The 17,193-nt window shown below is 62.5% G+C and carries 17 protein-coding genes; 9 read left to right on the forward strand and 8 right to left on the reverse strand.

The window, feature by feature from the left end; all coding sequences use genetic code 11:
• Positions 1–127: 127 nt before the first annotated feature.
• Both gloB and FJ953_RS29900 read left to right on the forward strand, forming a co-directional pair.
• Positions 128–895 (forward strand): hydroxyacylglutathione hydrolase, encoded by a 768-nt coding sequence (gloB, locus tag FJ953_RS29895; protein WP_140625650.1) that lies wholly within the window; start codon positions 128–130, stop codon positions 893–895.
• Between the two features lie 23 nt (positions 896–918).
• On the forward strand, positions 919–1,359 hold the full coding sequence (locus FJ953_RS29900) for a cupin domain-containing protein (RefSeq protein WP_140547437.1): 441 nt from the start codon (positions 919–921) through the stop codon (positions 1,357–1,359).
• 15 nt (positions 1,360–1,374) lie between these two features.
• Here the strand turns inward: FJ953_RS29900 and FJ953_RS29905 are convergent, their stop codons facing one another.
• The 3 genes from FJ953_RS29905 to FJ953_RS29915 are packed head-to-tail and all read right to left on the reverse strand — an operon-like array spanning position 1,375 to position 3,767.
• On the reverse strand, positions 1,375–2,049 hold the full coding sequence (locus FJ953_RS29905) for a lysoplasmalogenase family protein (protein WP_140625651.1): 675 nt from the start codon (positions 2,047–2,049) through the stop codon (positions 1,375–1,377).
• A complete protein-coding gene (locus tag FJ953_RS29910) occupies positions 2,046–2,960 on the reverse strand; it encodes an EamA family transporter (RefSeq protein ID WP_140513902.1) in 915 nt (304 codons plus the stop codon). The genes FJ953_RS29905 and FJ953_RS29910 overlap by 4 nt, the downstream gene beginning before the upstream one ends.
• A gap of 27 nt (positions 2,961–2,987) precedes the next feature.
• A complete protein-coding gene (locus FJ953_RS29915) occupies positions 2,988–3,767 on the reverse strand; it encodes a DUF3108 domain-containing protein (protein ID WP_140625652.1) in 780 nt (259 codons plus the stop codon).
• Positions 3,768–4,019: 252 nt separating this feature from the next.
• On the opposite strand from FJ953_RS29915, the gene rpmB reads away from it, so the two are divergent.
• The 3 genes from rpmB to FJ953_RS29930 all read left to right on the forward strand — a co-directional run bounded on the left by rpmB (position 4,020) and on the right by FJ953_RS29930 (position 5,848).
• The gene (gene rpmB, locus FJ953_RS29920; protein WP_140500766.1) at positions 4,020–4,316 is read left to right on the forward strand and encodes a 50S ribosomal protein L28; all 297 of its coding nucleotides are present in this window, start codon (positions 4,020–4,022) and stop codon (positions 4,314–4,316) included.
• Positions 4,317–4,480: 164 nt separating this feature from the next.
• A complete protein-coding gene (locus tag FJ953_RS29925; RefSeq protein ID WP_140625653.1) occupies positions 4,481–5,164 on the forward strand; it encodes a queuosine precursor transporter in 684 nt (227 codons plus the stop codon).
• Positions 5,165–5,167: 3 nt separating this feature from the next.
• Positions 5,168–5,848 carry a hypothetical protein gene (locus FJ953_RS29930; RefSeq protein ID WP_140584029.1) on the forward strand — a complete coding sequence of 227 codons (681 nt, stop codon included), beginning with the start codon at positions 5,168–5,170 and terminating at the stop codon, positions 5,846–5,848.
• Positions 5,849–5,984: 136 nt separating this feature from the next.
• Here FJ953_RS29930 and FJ953_RS29935 read toward each other — a convergent pair whose 3' ends face one another.
• The 4 genes from FJ953_RS29935 to FJ953_RS29950 form a co-directional block, all read right to left on the reverse strand.
• Positions 5,985–7,013, reverse strand: a complete 1,029-nt coding sequence (locus FJ953_RS29935) for an esterase-like activity of phytase family protein (protein ID WP_140625654.1) — start codon at positions 7,011–7,013, stop codon at positions 5,985–5,987.
• A complete protein-coding gene (gene cobT, locus FJ953_RS29940) occupies positions 7,010–8,908 on the reverse strand; it encodes a cobaltochelatase subunit CobT (protein WP_140525765.1) in 1,899 nt (632 codons plus the stop codon). Before cobT ends, FJ953_RS29935 begins: the two co-directional genes overlap by 4 nt.
• A gap of 11 nt (positions 8,909–8,919) precedes the next feature.
• A complete protein-coding gene (gene cobS / locus FJ953_RS29945; protein ID WP_140500761.1) occupies positions 8,920–9,906 on the reverse strand; it encodes a cobaltochelatase subunit CobS in 987 nt (328 codons plus the stop codon).
• Positions 9,907–10,029: 123 nt separating this feature from the next.
• Positions 10,030–10,650 carry a J domain-containing protein gene (locus FJ953_RS29950; RefSeq protein ID WP_140500760.1) on the reverse strand — a complete coding sequence of 207 codons (621 nt, stop codon included), beginning with the start codon at positions 10,648–10,650 and terminating at the stop codon, positions 10,030–10,032.
• A 183-nt stretch (positions 10,651–10,833) separates the two neighbouring features.
• On the opposite strand from FJ953_RS29950, the gene FJ953_RS29955 reads away from it, so the two are divergent.
• On the forward strand, positions 10,834–11,136 hold the full coding sequence (locus FJ953_RS29955; protein WP_140560160.1) for a BolA family protein: 303 nt from the start codon (positions 10,834–10,836) through the stop codon (positions 11,134–11,136).
• 55 nt (positions 11,137–11,191) lie between these two features.
• Here FJ953_RS29955 and FJ953_RS29960 read toward each other — a convergent pair whose 3' ends face one another.
• Positions 11,192–11,998 (reverse strand): alpha/beta hydrolase, encoded by an 807-nt coding sequence (locus FJ953_RS29960; protein ID WP_140625655.1) that lies wholly within the window; start codon positions 11,996–11,998, stop codon positions 11,192–11,194.
• Between the two features lie 341 nt (positions 11,999–12,339).
• Here FJ953_RS29960 and FJ953_RS29965 point away from each other — a divergent pair, with 341 nt between their 5' ends.
• The 3 genes from FJ953_RS29965 to FJ953_RS29975 are packed head-to-tail and all read left to right on the forward strand — an operon-like array spanning position 12,340 to position 17,174.
• Complete coding sequence (locus FJ953_RS29965; RefSeq protein WP_140500854.1) at positions 12,340–14,289, forward strand: PrkA family serine protein kinase; 1,950 nt, start codon at positions 12,340–12,342, stop codon at positions 14,287–14,289.
• A 19-nt stretch (positions 14,290–14,308) separates the two neighbouring features.
• On the forward strand, positions 14,309–15,619 hold the full coding sequence (locus FJ953_RS29970) for a YeaH/YhbH family protein (protein ID WP_140565840.1): 1,311 nt from the start codon (positions 14,309–14,311) through the stop codon (positions 15,617–15,619).
• Positions 15,620–15,629: 10 nt separating this feature from the next.
• Positions 15,630–17,174, forward strand: a complete 1,545-nt coding sequence (locus tag FJ953_RS29975; RefSeq protein WP_140500756.1) for a SpoVR family protein — start codon at positions 15,630–15,632, stop codon at positions 17,172–17,174.
• The last annotated feature ends 19 nt before the right edge of the window (positions 17,175–17,193 follow it).

Here is a 17,193-nt window from a genome sequence, read left to right on the forward strand (position 1 = left end):
GGGTTTCAACAAAAGGCCGCGACGTCCCGAGATCCCGGATGTCGAATGACATCCTGACATTAGTCATCTCCGGGATGACATCCGCGCGTCGGCGTCCTATGTCTGCGGCGAAAGATGGAGAGATGCGATGGCGGTCGAAATCGAACAGTTCATGTGCCGCAGCGACAATTTCGGCGTGCTGGTGCATGATCCCAAAAGCGGTCAGACCGCGCTTATCGATGCGCCGGAAGAAGCGGCGATCCTGGCTGCGGTCAAGCGCACCGGCTGGACGCCGACGATGATCCTGACCACGCATCACCATGTCGACCATGTCGAGGCCAATCTGGCGCTGAAGCAGCGCTTCAAGCTGCGCATCGTCGGTCCCGAAGCGGAAAAGGCCAGGATCCCCGGCATTGACGACACGGTCGAGGACGGTTCGGTCCTGCATCTCGGCGAGGAACGTATCGAAGTGATCGCCACCCCCGGCCACACCGCTGGCCACGTCTCCTATCACCTGCCGGCATCGAAAGTGGCGTTCACCGCCGACACGCTGTTCGCGCTCGGTTGCGGGCGGCTGTTCGAATGCAAGCCGCCGGTGATGTTTGAATCCCTGAAGAAGCTCGCGGCACTGCCTGCCGCGACCGTGATCTATTGCGGGCACGAATACACGCTCGCCAACGCCCGTTTCGCGCTGAGCGTCGACCCGACCAATTCGGCATTGAAGGAACGCGCGGCAAAAATTGAAGCGCTGCGCGCCGATAACAAGCCGACGCTGCCGACCACGATCGGCGAGGAATTGTCGACCAACCCTTTCCTGCGCTGGCATGATCCGGCAATCCGCAGGCATTTCGGCATGGAGAAGGCGTTGGACGTAGAGGTTTTTGCCGAGATCCGCAAGCGCAAGGATAATTTCTAGGCCAAGCGACACTGGTCGAAACCATGACGAGTTCCGCAGAAATCATCGCCATCCTTGGCATGAAGCCGCATCCGGAAGGCGGCTGGTACACGGAAACCTTTCGCGACGGGGGCGGCGGAGCTCGAGGCCACTCGACGGCGATCTATTTTCTGCTGGAGCAGGGCCAGGTTTCCGCCTGGCATCGCGTCAGGGATGCAGCCGAGGCCTGGCACTTCTACGCCGGCGCGCCGCTGGCGCTGTCGATATGGGAAGAAGGCGGCCCAAAGGCTAACGGGGTGATCGAGCAGGTGCTCGGCATCGAGCTTGCGGCCGGCGAGCGGCCGCAAATCGTCGTGCCGGCGGGCTGGTGGCAATCGGCGCGCAGCCTGGGCGAGTGGACCCTGGTCGGCTGCACCGTGGCGCCGGGCTTCGACTTTGCGGCGTTTGAACTGGCGGAGCCTGGTTGGCGGCCTAAACAGCTCTGACCCAGCCGGAAACCCTTAGCGCAGCAGGAAACCAAGCGTGACCACGAGCTGCGCGGCGTAGTAAAGCACCCAGACCGCCAAACGCATCCAGGCGCGATGTGGCGAAATGGCGGCCGCCAGGAAGCGTTCCGTGGCCAGCAGCGCGTCGGACGCCATGAACAGCACGGCACCGCCGATAACAGCGGCACTGCTCGTCGTCAGCGCCGAAATGCCCATGGCGAGGATGGCCGCGACATAGCCCGCGATCGGCGCTCGCAGGGCCGGGCCGACGCGGCGCCACAGCGCCGCCAGCATGAGAATAACGAATACCGCCATCGCAAGTGCGATTGCCGCGCGCCAGGGTTCGGCCCCCAGCACTCCCATTCCCCCGCCGCTGCGCAGGAACAGCACGACGTAGACGATATGCGCGGCGAGAAAGCTGCCCAGCCCGCCCAGAAACATCTTTTCGCCATCCCGCGACAGGAAGGCGTCGCCGATGGCGCTCAGCGCAAGAGCGGCGACCAGTAGCAGCGGCCCGCCCTGCATCGCCGCCAGCACGGCAAGCATGGCCACGGCGAGCGTTTTTGCCGCCGAATGGGCGAGCGTCGGCGCCATGCCTGATGTGAAGGCGTAGACAACCGCCGCCACCAGCGAAAAGATCAGCGTCGCATTGGCGTTGGCGTCGATGCCGCCTGGAGACGGCATCGTCACGCCCGGGCTCCGCCTTCGGATGCACCGGCTCCGCTTTCGGAAGCAGCGGGCTTGCGCAGGAACAGCGACTTTGCCGCAAGTGCGGCCCCCCCGGTGATGAGCACGCAGGCCGCGACAATGCGCAGCGACGGCTCGGCGACGCCGGCCGCGATCAACACCAGCGTCGACAGGAGCGGCGCGGCATAGCTTGCCGCGCCCAGCACCTGGATATTGCCGCGCTTGACGCCGACATCCCAGGCATAGAAGGCTGCCCCCACTGGCATCAGGCCGAGCCCGAGCACGGCAAGCCATTGCCCGGCACTCGCGGGCAGCACCGTCTCTTCCAGCGCCAGATGGCAGGCAAGCGACAACAGCGCGGTCGCCGCGCAGAACCAAGTGACGATGCTGGTCGGCACTGACGGGAAACGCCGCGACAGGAGCGAATAGGACGACCACAGCACTGCGCACACGGCAGCCATGGCGTAGCCAAAGGCGTAGCGCGCGTCGAAGGCGAGGCCGCCGCCCTTGGTGACGATGAGCACGGTGCCGGCAAGGCCAAGCAGCGCGCCCACGATATGGTTCCAGGCCAGCCGCTCGCCCGGCATCAGCGCCGAGCCGAGCACGATCAGCAGCGGCCACAGATAGGCGATCAGACTGGCCTCCACCGCCGGCGCGTTGCGCAGCGCGGTGAAGTAGAAAAAGTGGTAGCCGAAAAGGCCGGCAATGCCGATCACCCAGACCTGGCGAGGTATCCTCTGGCTTTTATCCGCGGCCGGCATGAAAAGGCGCGCGAAAAGCCCGACCCCGGTGCCGATCGAGAAGGTGATCGCCGACAAGAGGAACGGCGGCACCTTGCCGGATGCGTCCGTAAGCAACGCCAGCAGCGCCCACATGGCGACGGCCGAAAAGCCGATCAGTGTCGCGCGCCCCATTCTGTCTCCAGCGGCGCGCGTGGCGCCTTATTGTATTGCTTCGAAACGCCTGGCGCTGATGGTCAAGGTGCCGATCTGCGTCCCGACCGTCGCGCGGATCGGCGCATATACCCCGGTTTGGCCGAGCGGCGCAAATGTCACCATTATGCGGCTTTTGTTCTTGAGGTAGTTGAGCGCCTTGCGGCCCTTGCGGTAGCCCGCCACCGGCTCGAAACCCATCCGGCATGTGACCGTGTCGCCCTTGTAGCCGGGCACCGAGATCGACCCTTTTGAAGCGTAGCTCAGCGTCAGGTTGGCGCGCATCTCGCCGTCATACAGCCTCACGGTGCGGCCGCAGACCTTGTCGAGACTGCCGGCATGGATGACGGTTGCCGCCATCGGATCGAGCACCGATGCCAGGTCGCCGGCGCCAAGCGGCACCCAACTGTCGGGATCGCGCTTTTCCGGCGCGGGAACGACCGTCGTCGAGATGACGTTGCCATTGGCAAAACGAATGTCGATGGCGGAGGCTTTCTTGCCGGAAGTGTAGTCCGCGCGGAACGCCTGCGGCACCATCTTCTGGCCCGAAATCGTACCCTTGGACGAGATCGTGCCGCGCGTATCGTCGAACAGCTTGGCGAGACCAGCCGCGGAAACGCTGCCGTCGATCGAGTAGACGCCGTTCTCATAATGGCTTGAAAAGCTTGATTTCGCGATAGAAAGGCCGAGAAACGACACTGTGTATTCGCCCCTGAAGGACTGCGGCGAGGCGGCCGACGGCAAGGCGACGGCCAGCGCGGCGGCAAGGGCATGGGGCAAGCGAAGCATGGCGCGATCGGATCCTTGGTTTCAACCGGAGGCGGACAACTCCGGTCTGGCATGTCCCTATGGAACCGCTTATACGACGAATTCCGGCCTTAGTATGAAATGCCGCTGGGCCCAGGCTGGAGCTTGACGCATGGGCGAAATGCAACTATGGAACGCCAACTTTTTCCATAAGGCCGCTTGACCAGAACCGCGCGCCACCCGGCGTGGGCACGAAGGTTTGGCAGGTCCCCGAGAGAACTGAAGGTTAGAACCATGTCCCGCACCTGCGAACTCACTGCCAAGGCAGTCCAGACCGGCAACAATGTGAGCCACGCCAACAACAAGACCAAGCGTCGCTTCCTGCCGAACCTCGTCAACGTGACGCTGATTTCGGAAGCGCTGAACCAGAACGTGCGCCTGCGCATTTCCGCCAACGCGCTGCGTTCGGTCGAGCATCGCGGTGGTCTCGACGCCTTCCTGGCCAAGGCTGACGTCAAGGAGCTGTCGCAGCGCGCGCGCCTCTTGAAGAAGCAGATCGCCAAGAAGCTCGCCGAGCAGGCTGCCGCGTAAACTGTCTTTCAGGCGGGGGACGACCGCCCTGGCCAACCTCTTGTTGGCCTTGAGCATCGGATCGCCGTCCGCAAGGCGGTTTCGGAAATCCGATGCTCGAACAAAGCGAGCGCGATCCGGTTTCGGCATGACGCTCCGCTGGTTCCATTACCCAGGATAAAAAAATGACTTCCTTCTCGCGATACCTGCCCTTCGTGGCCGCCATGGCGCTTGTCGTTGTGGCATCGAATATCCTCGTGCAGTTCCCGATGCAGGGTCGGATCGGCGGCTTGTCGCTGGCCGACCTGCTCACCTGGGGCGCGTTCACCTACCCGTTCTCCTTTCTGGTCACCGACCTTGCCAACCGCCGCTACGGGCCTGCCGTGGCGCGCCGGATCGTCTTTGTCGGCTTCATGACGGCGGTGGTCTGCTCGGTCCTCGTGCCGCCCTTCCTGTTCCGCCATGGTTTCATCGAGTTCGAGACCGCCTCCGACCGGCTGGTGTGCATCGCGGCGGCGTCCGGCGCGGCCTTCCTCACCGCGCAATTGCTCGACGTGACCGTGTTCAACCGTCTGCGCCGACAGAGCTGGTGGCGCGCGCCGATCGTCGGCACGCTGGTCGGCTCGGTGTTCGACACCGTCGTGTTCTTCAGCGTCGCTTTCTCCGCGGCTTTCGCCTTCGTTGGCCCAAGCGACAGTTTTGCGCTGGAAACGGCGCCGCTGATGGGCGTGCTGCCGGTCGAGGCCATGCGTTGGGTCTCCTGGGCGCTTGGCGACCTCAGCGTGAAGCTGATCATCGCCGTCGTGGCATTGATCCCCTATCGGCTGCTCGCCGCCCGCTGGAGCCAGCCGGCTGTTGCTGCGGTCTAGGCCGTGATTCCCTGGATCCAGCTGGACTCCGCGAAAACCCCGGATGGCGCGCAGGAGCTTCGGCTCAAGCGGCGCGGTTCCGAATTCTCGATCATGCTGGGCACCAACGAGTTGATGAACAGCCGCCTCAGCGGCTCGGAAGAAGCGTTGGCCAGGCTCTCCTGTCGGAGGATCGCCGGCCGCAGACAGCCGAGAATGCTGATCGGCGGACTTGGCATGGGTTTTACGCTGCGCGCCGCTCTCGCCGAGTTGGGCGAGAATGCCGAAATCACTGTCGCGGAGTTGGTGCCGGCGGTCGTCGCGTGGGCACGAGGGCCGATGGCCGAGCTGTTTGGTGGCTGCCTCGACGATCCGCGCGTCATCGTTCGGGAGGCCGATGTCGGGCAGTTGATAAGACCCCGGCCCGCGGCCTGGGACGCCATCCTGCTAGATGTCGACAACGGCCCGGACGGCATCGTTCACAAATCCAACGACGCGCTTTACAGCCTGCAAGGCCTGGCGGCAGCGCGCATCGCACTGAAGCCCGGCGGCGTGCTTGCGGTGTGGTCGCAAGGGCCGGACAGCGGCTTCACCCGGCGGCTGAAGCAGGCAGGTTTCGCGGTCGAGGAGGTGAGCACGCGCGCCAACGGCAAGCGCGGCGCGCGCCATGTCATCTGGATCGCCACCAACGGCTCGCGACCCTGAGCGGACGCCGTCATTTGATGAGTAGTCGACCCCCACTCCGTCGAGTTGCGCTCGACGGAGTGGGGGGAAGGCGTCCGACCAAATCGAAGCCGGCGTTGAATACCTTCAACTTCAGCTTCGCAGTTGGAGCGCCAAATCAGTCCTGGTGCAAAATGAATTCCAGGTAGAGATTGCGCTGCAGGATCGAGTGGTTGTCGTCGGAGATCAGCGACACCATCAGCGCGCCGTCTTCGCGCGTCCAGACGTCGAGCCCTTCCATATTGTCGATCTGGTAGCCCATATCGGCTTCCAGCAGCACCGGACCGTCGGCGACCGCGCCCTTCTCCACGGTCTCGCCATCAATGCGCCGCAGCCGCATCTTGAGACCTCCTGCCATCGTGAAACTGCGCTCCAGCAGCAGAAGGTCGCCATCCGGCAGGAAAGCCCCATCGGTGATATCGAAATCGCCGTTGCGCTTGACGGTGAAGACGCCCTTGTGCGGACCTTCGATGATGGCGGCATAGATGTTGCCGGCCTTGTCCAAGCTCTTTTCCGACACCACGACCAGGCCGCCTTGGTGGCGGCCATTGGCATTGGCGTGGGTGACGGTCTCGAAGCCTCGGTTCCGGCGCAGCTCCCATGCCGGAACCAGGAAATCCATCTGCCTGAACGGCGCCTTCATATCGTCGGGGCCAATTTTGAACTGGGCGACGCGATGGTTGCGCTCGAAACCCACGGTGGCAATGCCGTCCTTGACGGAAAGCCCCTCGGCATCGACTTCCGATTTCTCGTCGATCGGCTGGCCCGATGCATCGACCATCTGTTCCATGCGGAAGTCCCCGATGCCTGACGGGCGCTTGTCCGCATCATGGGTCACGGTGCCGAAGAACCAGAATCCGGTATCGGCGACGCCGACGAAGTCGCGACCGCCTTTCAGGAAACGGAAGGCCGACAGCGCGCCGAAATCGCGCGACGGCGACGTCATCTCCAGCCCGCCGACGAATTCGAGCGGACCGAATTGCTTGTCGGCACGGCCTATACGGAATTCGGTGATCGGGCGGGCTAAGACCTCGACCGGTTCAACCGAGGTCGCGCCGGCCGAACTGGATGGCACCGGGGCTGCACCGGCAAACAGGGCGATGGCGGCGAAAAGTGCTTGTCGAAATCCGCCGTGCGAAAAGATCATCCGGCGCGCCGCATGCCGCCGCGCCGCGTATCGCGTGCGCTTTCCTCGGCGAACAGCGAAGCCAATTGCTCGGTCATGGCGCCGGCCAGTTCCTCGGCATCGACAATGGTGACGGCGCGCCGGTAATAGCGGGTGACGTCATGGCCGATGCCGATGGCAAGCAGCTCGACCGGCGAGCGCGTCTCGATCAGCTCGATGACGGCGCGCAGATGGCGCTCGAGATAATTGCCCGGATTGACCGACAGTGTCGAATCGTCGACCGGCGCGCCGTCGGAGATCATCATCAGGATCTTGCGCTGTTCGGGTCGGGCGATCAGCCGGTTATGCGCCCACAGCAGCGCCTCGCCGTCGATGTTTTCCTTGAGCAGGCCCTCGCGCATCATCAGTCCGAGATTGCGCCGTGCCCGCCGCCAGGGATGGTCGGCCGACTTGTAGATGATGTGGCGCAGGTCGTTCAGCCGGCCCGGATTCGGCGGCTTGCCGTCCTTCAGCCACTTCTCGCGGGCCTGCCCGCCTTTCCAGGCGCGCGTGGTGAAGCCCAAAATCTCGACCGAAACGCCGCAGCGTTCCAGCGTGCGCGCCAGAATGTCGGCGCAGGTGGCGGCCACGGTGATCGGCCGGCCGCGCATGGACCCCGAATTGTCGAGCACCAGCGTCACCACCGTGTCGCGGAATTTGGTGTCGCGCTCCTGCTTGAAGGACAGCGGCTGCATCGGATCGATGACGACGCGCACCAACCGTGCCGGGTCGAGATAGCCCTCTTCCAGGTCGAAATCCCACGACCGGTTCTGCTGCGCCATCAGGCGGCGCTGCAAACGGTTGGCCAGCCGGCCGACGACGCCGGACAGGTTGGCGAGTTGCTTGTCGAGGAAAGCGCGCAGCCGGTCGAGTTCTTCTTCCTCGCAAAGCTCCTCCGCCCCCACCGTCTCGTCGAAAGCTGACGTGAAGACCTTGTAATCGATCTCCTTCGGCAGGTTGGTGAAAGGGTTGTCATTGCGGCGCGCCTCGCCGGGCGTCTCGGCATCGGCATCGTCATCGTCGGACAAATCGTCGGCAGTGGCGTCGGAGGCTTCGGTCTCGGCCGACTGCTCGTCGTCAGCGGAAGCCTCGGCATCCTCGGACTGCGACTGTTCGGAGCCGGAATCGTCCTCGCCGCCTTCCTCGCTCTGTTCCTCGCCTTGCGGCTGGTTATCGTCATTGTCCTCTGAGTCTTCGGTCTCCTGATCGTCGCCGAGTTCCTCGGCCATTTCCATGGAGGCGAGCATATCGCGCACGACGCGGGCGAAGGCCTGCTGGTCGTCGAGCTTGGACGACAGCCCGTCGAGGTCGGCGCTGGCCTTTTCCTCTACCCAGGGGCGCCAGAGCTCGACCAGCCGCTCGCCGCTCTTGGGGATCGGCCGGCCGGTCAGCTTCTCGCGCACCATCAGCGCCAGCGCCTCCTCGATCGGGGCGTCGGCCTTGTCCTTGACGTCGACGAGATTGGCCTTGGCGTATTTGTCCTCCAGCATCGAGCCTATATTGTCGGCGACCCCTTGCATGGCGCGGCTGCCGATCGCCTCGACGCGCGCCTGCTCGACCGCGTCGTAGATGGCGCGGGCCGCCTTGCCTTCCGGCGCCAGTCTGCTGTGGATGCGCACGTCATGGCAGGCGCGCTTGAGCGCCATGGAATCGCCGAGGCCGCGGGTGATGGCTATGTCGGTCTTGGACGCCTTCTTGGGCAATTCCGGCAGCCGGGCGCGGCTGCCTGCGAGCGCCGGGCGGTCCTTGGCGAAGCCGACTTCCAGCTCCTTGTCGCCGGCGATGGCGCGCATGCAGACGGTGACGGCGCGCTTGAAGCTGTCGGCTTCAGAGCCCGTCTTCGACTTGTTGCGCGTATTGTCGCCCGGACCCGCCATCGAGGCTCTGCTTAGCCCAGCACCACATTGGCGGCGCTCTCCGGCAGATCCTCGCCGAAGGCGCGCTGGTAGAACTCGGCCACCACCGAGCGCTCCAGTTCGTCGCATTTGTTGAGGAAGGTCAGCCGGAACGCCATGCCGATATTGCCGAAGATCTCGGCATTCTCGGCCCAGGTGATGACGGTACGCGGGCTCATCACGGTCGACAGATCGCCATTGATGAAGGCCGAGCGCGTCATGTCGGCGACGCGCACCATCTTGTTGACGATGTCCTTGCCCTTGCCGTCGCGATAGTGCTTGGCCTTGGCCAGCACGATGTTCACCTCGTTGTCGTGCGGCAGGTAGTTCAGCGTGGTGACGATCGACCAGCGGTCCATCTGCGCCTGGTTGATCTGCTGGGTGCCGTGGTAGAGGCCGGTGGTGTCGCCCAACCCGACCGTGTTGGCGGTCGAGAACAGCCGGAACGCCGGATGCGGACGGATGACGCGGCTCTGGTCGAGCAGCGTCAGCCGACCAGACGATTCCAGCACGCGCTGGATGACGAACATCACGTCCGGCCGGCCGGCGTCATACTCGTCGAAGCACAGCGCCACATTGTGCTGGTAGGCCCAGGGCAGGATGCCGTCGCGGAATTCGGTGATCTGCAAGCCATCCTTGACCACGATCGCGTCCTTGCCGACGAGGTCGATACGGCTGACATGGCTGTCGAGATTGACGCGCACGCAAGGCCAGTTGAGGCGGGCCGCGACCTGCTCGATATGGGTCGATTTGCCGGTGCCGTGATAGCCCGAGACCATGACGCGCCGGTTGTAGGCGAAGCCGGCGAGGATCGCCATCGTCGTCGCCTTGTCGAAAAGATAGTCGGGATCGATGTCGGGCACATGTTCGCTGGTGACCGAATAAGCCGGCACCACCATCTTGGAGTCGAAGCCGAATTTGTCCTTCACCGACACCGTGGTGTCGGGCAGGTTGGCGATGTCGCGATCGACCTTGTTCATCTCTATCCACGTCTCCACGGGCGAAACGACTGATTTCGCCGGCAATCGATTTTCTCCGGGGGCGGTCTTAGAGCCTTTTCCACCCTTATGAAAGTTGGAAAACGACACGAACCGTTGGGTCGCTCAGCACAGACCCGCCTGCTTGAGCACGCGATAGGCCTGGAGCACATCGCGGAACCGGTCTTCCGAACCTCTGTCGCCGCCATTCGCATCCGGATGGTGACGCTTCACCAGTTCCTTATAGCGCGCCTTGATCTCCTTGCCAGTCGCCTTTGTATCAAGGCCAAGCGTTTCCAGCGCCTTGGCCTCAAGCGGCTTGGCCTTGCGCTCGCGCACCTCCCGGGGATCCTTCGGCCCCTTGAACAGGTCGAACGGGTCGCGCATGCGGTTGTAGTAGCCGGCGCGGCCGGAGCGCATCTGCGCCATATCGGGAGACGAGCGCGTCGAGGCGCCATTGACGCCCATCTTCCAGGTCGGCCGATGGCCGGTCATCGCCTCCTTCTGGAAACGGGCGACCTCGGTGTCCGGAACGCCGGAAAAATAGTTGAAGCCCTTGTTGTACTCGCGCACATGATCGAAGCAGAAGCGGAAATACTCGCCCTCCTTCATGCGCCCGACCGGAGCGCGATGGGTGCCCGCCTCCTTGCAGCCATCCCACTGGCAGATCGGCGCGTGCGACTTCAGCTCCGCGTCCTTCTCCTGGCGGATGCGGATCTTCTCGAAATATTTGGGATACGGCTTCATCTAACCCATTTATGGGGCGTTCGCAGATGCGAAACAAGAATTGACATTTTCGCGATGATCGCCCTAACCGCTGAATCGCGGCATAAAGCAGGCGAAGGACCGATTTTGTTGAAGCGCGGCATGCAACGAAGTCGGTTCGGCTTCCGCGATCCCGCTGGCGATATGTGGTGAAGGGAGACGGCAATGTCCATACAGGCAACCATGGAAGACAAGTTGAGCAAGGCATTTTCGCCGGAGCGGCTGGTCGTCATCAACGAAAGCCATCTGCACGCCGGCCATCATCATGTGGAATCCGGCCACCAGGCTACGTTCGACGGCACCGGCGAGACGCATTTCCGCGTCCGCATTGTTTCGCAGGATTTTGCCGGCATGAGCCGCATCGAGCGCCACCGCGCGGTCAACGCGCTTTTGGCCGACGAATTGAAGGCTGGCCTGCACGCGCTGGCGATCGAACCGGCGGCTCCCGGCGAAAAGACGCGCTGGTAGGCCGGTCCTCCTCGCTCCTCGCGGTGACGTTCAGAGCTCCGTTTCGATGCCGCAATCACCCAACCGCCGATTTCAGGAATGCCAGTGCCGCCCCGGTCAAGGCGTCGCCATCCTCGCCGAAATCGCGGTTGATCGACATGTGCGTATAGGCGCTGCCGTCGAACAGCGTCACCTTGGTGCCGGTGGCGCGCAAGCGCTCGGCGAACGCCTTGGAGTCCCCGTCCCGGTCCGAAGCGCCTGAGTAGGCGATGAAGGTCGGCGGGTGCTTGCGGCCATCTACATAACTGGCCGGCGACAACGCCGCCCATTGCGCGGGATCGGGGAAGGCCCGCGCATAGGCCCCCGCCATGCCGCCATTCCTGGAAAGCGCGGTGAGGTCATAGGCCCTGGTGTCGTCGAGAAGCAGCGCGGCGACACCCGGTAGACCGCCGCGCATGCCGGTCAGCGCAACGAGGTGGCAACCGGCCGAATGGCCCATGGCCACGATCCGCCTGGCATCGCCGCCATGCCGGGCAATGTTGGCGCGGACAAAGGCATAGGCCTTTTCGACATCGTCGGCCTGGGTGGCGACCTCGGCTTCGGGCAGCATGCGATAATCGATGGAGACCAGGCAGAACCCGTTGGCGAGCAGGAAGGCCGGCTTCGCATTGACCTGCGAGCGCTTGCCGGAGCGCCAGGCGCCGCCATGGACGAAGAAGACGACCGGCAATCCGCGTGCGCCATCCGGCGCATAGATATCGAGCTTGGCCGGCCCGTAATCGAAGGTTGTCGGCACGGGTTGGCGCTGGCCCCATGCGGCCGATGTGCCCAATGGCAACATCGCCGCCGCGGAGACCAGAATAAGGCTTCGTCGATCGATCATCGCAATCTCCCGATCGTTGGGCCCGATATGTAGACGAGGAATGCCCGCACGCACCACGAGCATCCCGTTAGACTTGGGAGTGCTCAACGATCTGATTCAACACCGTACCAGCCGCATCAATGCACTCGCTTTGCCGTTCGGTTCACGAAATCGATATTTGCCCTTGACGGTCTCCTCTGGCCATCACCACCTGAGATATCAGACGAGCATTGTAACTGTGTGCTGTCCAAGTTCGATGCAGATACACGCTCTCTCTCCAATGTGGAGGGAACCACAATGCATCCCGGTAGTTGAATGAGATGAGCCGGGCGGCAGCCAGAATGGCTCTGAGGGCAACCATCATGGGTGAGAACCAGTCCGACGTCTTCGATCTGTTTTCGGAGATTTATGCAAACGCGGGCCAGGAGGAAATAAGCCTCCAGCAGTATCTCCTTGCCTGCCGGGAAGACAAGTCAATGTATGCCTCGGCGCCGGAACGGATGGTCGAGGCAATCGGCGAGCCGAACCTGGTCGACACCAGCAAGGACGAGCGGCTCGGCCGCATTTTCTCCAACCGCACGGTCAAGGTGTATCCCACCTTCTCCGATTTCTACGGAATGGAGGATACGATCGAACGCATCGCCGGCTATTTCCGCTATGCGTCGCAAGGGCTCGAGGAGCGCAAGCAGATCCTCTATCTCCTCGGCCCTGTCGGCGGCGGCAAGTCCTCCCTGGCCGAACGGCTGAAGAAACTGATGGAGGAACGCCCGATCTACACGCTCAAGGCCGGCAATCAGATCAGTCCGATTTTCGAGTCGCCGCTCGGCCTGTTCCATCCCGATCGCATGGGCGATCTGCTGGAGGACAAATACGGCATAGCCCGGCGTCGCCTCAACGGCATTATCTCGCCCTGGGCGGCCAAGCGGCTTGATGAATTGTCTGGCGACATTTCCAAATTCAGCGTGGTGAAATTGATGCCCTCGCGGCTGCGCCAGATCGCTATAGCCAAGACGGAGCCTGGCGACGAGAACAATCAGGATGTCTCGGCTCTGGTCGGCAAGGTCGACATCAGGCAATTGGAGGATTTCAGCCAGTCCGATCCGGACGCTTATTCCTACAGCGGCGGGCTGAACCGGACCACGCAAGGCCTGCTCGAATTCGTCGAGATGTTCAAGGCGCCCATCAAGGTCCTGCATCCGCTGCTGACGGCGACCCAGGAAGGCAGCTATAACGGCACCGAGAATTTCGGCGCCTTCCCCTATCAGGGCATCATCGTTGCCCATTCCAACGAATCGGAGTGGCAACAGTTCAAGAACAACAAGAATAATGAGGCCTTTCTCGACCGCATCCTCGTGGTCAAGGTGCCGTATTGCCTGCGGATCACCGAAGAAAGGCATATCTACGAGAAACTGTTGCGCGAGAGCGAGCTGGCCGGCAGCCCCTGCGCACCTGAAGTGCTGGATATTCTCAGCCGGTTCACGGTCTCGACCCGTCTTGCCGAGCACGACAATTCGCCGCTCTACACCAAGATGCGCGCCTATGACGGCGAAAACCTCAAGGAGGTCGACCCCCGGGCCAAGTCGGTTCAGGAATATCGCGACGCCGCCGGCGTCGACGAGGGCATGACCGGCGTAAGCACGCGCTTCGCCTTCAAGATCCTGTCGCAGACATTCAACTACGACACCAACGAGGTCGCGGCGGATCCCGTGCACCTGATGTACATTCTGGAAGAGGCGATCAAGCGCGAGCAGTTCCCAAAGGAGACGGAAGCGAGCTATCTCGAGTTCATCAAGTCGGAACTGGCAACGCGCTATGCCGAGTTCATCGGCCACGAGATCCAGAAGGCCTATCTGGAATCGTACAGCGAGTATGGCCAGAACCTATTCGACCGCTACATCGCCTATGCCGATGCCTGGATCGAAGATCAGGACTACAAGGATCCCGATACGGGCCAGATCCTCAATCGCGAGATATTGGACAAGGAATTGTCGCAGGTCGAAAAACCGGCCGGCATCGCCAACCCCAAGGATTTCCGCAACGAAGTGGTCAAGTTCACGCTGCGTGCCCGGGCACGCAACCACGGCCGCAACCCATCATGGACAAGCTACGAAAAGCTGCGCGAGGTTATCGAGAAGCGCATGTTCGGCCAAGTCGAAGATCTTCTGCCGGTGATCAGTTTCGGCTCCAAGCAGGACAGCGTCACGGAAAAGCGGCACAATGAATTCGTGCAGCGCATGGTGCAACGCGGCTACACCGAGCGGCAGGTACGGCGGCTGGTCGACTGGTACATGCGCGTGAACAAGGCGGGCTGAGAAAAGCCCGGATGGTTCCATGCCGATCTTCATCGACCGCCGCCTCAATCCGAAGGACAAGAACCTGGGCAATCGCCAGCGCTTTCTCAGGCGCGCGCGGGAAGAACTCAAGCGGAGCATCCGTGACCAGATAAGGACGGGCCGGATCGCCGATGTGGACAGCGGGCATGCCGTGCCGATGCCTCACAGAGGCACCAGCGAACCGACCTTCAGCGATGCCAGGGACAGCGGCCGGCGCCAGCACATCCTGCCAGGAAACAGGACGTTCATTCCCGGTGACCTGGTGCCCAAACCCGGGCAGGGCGGCGCAGGCTCCTCGTCGCCGGGAAACACGGCATCCGAGGACGACTTTCGCTTCGTGCTTTCGCGCGAGGAAGTTCTCGACCTCTTTTTCGAGGATCTCGAACTGCCGGATCTGGTCAAGCTCAATCTCAAGCAGATACTCGCATTCAAGCCAAGGCGGGCAGGTTTTGCGGCAACAGGATCACCGACCAACATCAATGTCGGGCGCACGATGCGAAACAGCCACGCCCGCCGTATCGCGCTTGGGCGCCCAAAGCAGCCGGAGCTGGATGAGATCCTCCGGCAGCTCGCCAAACTGGAATCGAAGCCGCCAAATGCCGCGACCCGCGAACGCATCTTGACTTTGCGGGAGGAACTCGAGCGGCTGGAGCGCCGCCGAAAGCGCATTGCCTTTGTCGATCCCGTCGACATCCGCTTCAATCGCTTCGACCCGCAGCCGGTGCCGAATGCCAGCGCCGTCATGTTCTGCCTGATGGACGTCTCCGGGTCGATGGGCGAGCGCGAGAAGGATTTGGCCAAGCGCTTCTTCGTTCTGCTGCACCTGTTCCTGACCCGACGCTATGAGCGCACGGAGATCGTCTTCATCCGCCACACGCACGAGGCCCAGGAGGTGGACGAAGAGACATTCTTCTACTGCACGCAAAGCGGAGGCACGGTCGTTTCCACCGCGCTGGAGGAAATGCAACGCATCATAGAACAACGCTATCCGGCCACGGAGTGGAACATCTATGCCGCCCAGGCTTCGGACGGCGACAATTTCGCCACCGACTCGCAGCGCTGCATAGAACTGCTCCACGGCAAGCTCATGCGCCTGTGCCAGTATTTCGCCTATGTGGAGATCATCGACGAACGCGAAAGTCATATTTTCGGCTCGACCGAAAATGGCACCTCGCTCTGGCGCGCCTATAGCGCCGTCGAGCAAAAATGGCCGAACTTCCAGATGAGGCGCATCGCCGCTCCGGCCGATATCTACCCGGTATTTCGCCAGCTTTTCGCCAGGCAGCCGGCTATGGCCAAGAGCGCGTAAGGGGTGCCGGATGGCTGGCCAGGCCAACAAATCGGGGTTGCTTTTCTCCGGATCCGACTGGGATTTCAAAAAGCTGTCGCGGGTCTATGAGGAGATCGAGGCGATTGCGGTCGACCAGCTTCATCTCGACACCTATCCGGTGCAGATGGAGGTCATCTCTTCCGAGCAGATGCTCGACGCCTACTCGTCGGTCGGCATGCCGCTGATGTACCGGCATTGGTCGTTCGGCAAGCATTTCCTCTACAACGAGCTTCTCTATCGCAAAGGCGGTCGCGGGCTGGCCTATGAATTGGTCATCAATTCCAATCCCTGCATCGTCTACCTGATGGAGGAAAACACCATGGCGCTGCAGGCCTTGGTGACCGCCCATGCAGCACTTGGACACAATCACTTCTTCAAGAACAATTACCTTTTCCGCCAATGGACGGATGCCGGAGGAATCCTGAGCTATCTGGACTTTGCCAAGGGCTACATCGCCCGGTGCGAGGAGCGGCACGGCCTGGCTGCCGTGGAAGCCATTCTCGATTCCGCACACGCGCTGATGGAGCAAGGCGTGTTCCGGTATCACCGGCCGCCGAAACTGTCGTCGGAGCAGCAGCGCGAGGGACTTCGCGAGCGCCTCGAATACGAGGAGCGTTCCTACAATGACTTATGGCGCACCCTGCCGCCCGCGCAGGACGCCGACAACTCCGAAGCGGGCGATGAAGGCGTGTCGGAGCGGAAGAAATCGCTCAATCTGCCCGAGGAAAACCTGCTCTATTTCCTTGAGAAGAACAGCCTTGTCCTCGAACCCTGGCAGCGCGAGATCCTCAGGATCGTCCGCGTCATTGCGCAGTATTTTTACCCGCAGCGGCAAACCCAGGTGATGAACGAAGGCTGCGCCACTTTCGTGCACTACACGCTCATGAACATGCTGTTCGACCGTGGCCGGATCACCGAAGGCGCGATGCTCGAAATCCTGCGCAACCACTCGAACGTGATCTTCCAGCCATCCTTCGACGACCAGCGGTTTTCCGGCATCAACCCCTACGCGCTCGGGCTTGACATGATGCAGGACATTCAGCGCATCTCGACCGAGCCGACAGCCGAAGATCGCGACTGGTTCCCGGACATAGCCGGCCGTGGCGACTGGCTTGAGACGCTGCTCGACGCCTGGGCCAACCACCGCGACGAATCCTTCATTCGCCAGTATCTCAGCCCGACCTTGATACGAAAATGGCGGCTCTTCGTCCTGGCCGATGGAGCCGACCAACCGCACTACGAAGTCGCATCGATCCACAACGAGCGGGGCTACAACAACATACGCGCCGCGCTGGCCCACAGCTATGATGTGGGCGCGAGCCGGCCCGACATCCAGGTTGTGGACGTGGACCTGCTCGGCGACCGGCATTTGCGGCTACAGCACAAGGTGAAGAATGGGGTCGTGCTGGAGAATGACAGCCGCGACGCGACCCTTCGCCACATCCGGCATCTCTGGGGCTATGAAGTCAGCCTGGCGGCCGTCGACGCCGACACCGACGCAATGGTCGGCGAACGCTCGACCAAGGACTGTTGAGCATCAGGGATGACGCGGT

The sequence above is a fragment of the Mesorhizobium sp. B2-3-6 genome (genome assembly GCF_006442305.1).
Classification (GTDB): domain Bacteria; phylum Pseudomonadota; class Alphaproteobacteria; order Rhizobiales; family Rhizobiaceae; genus Mesorhizobium.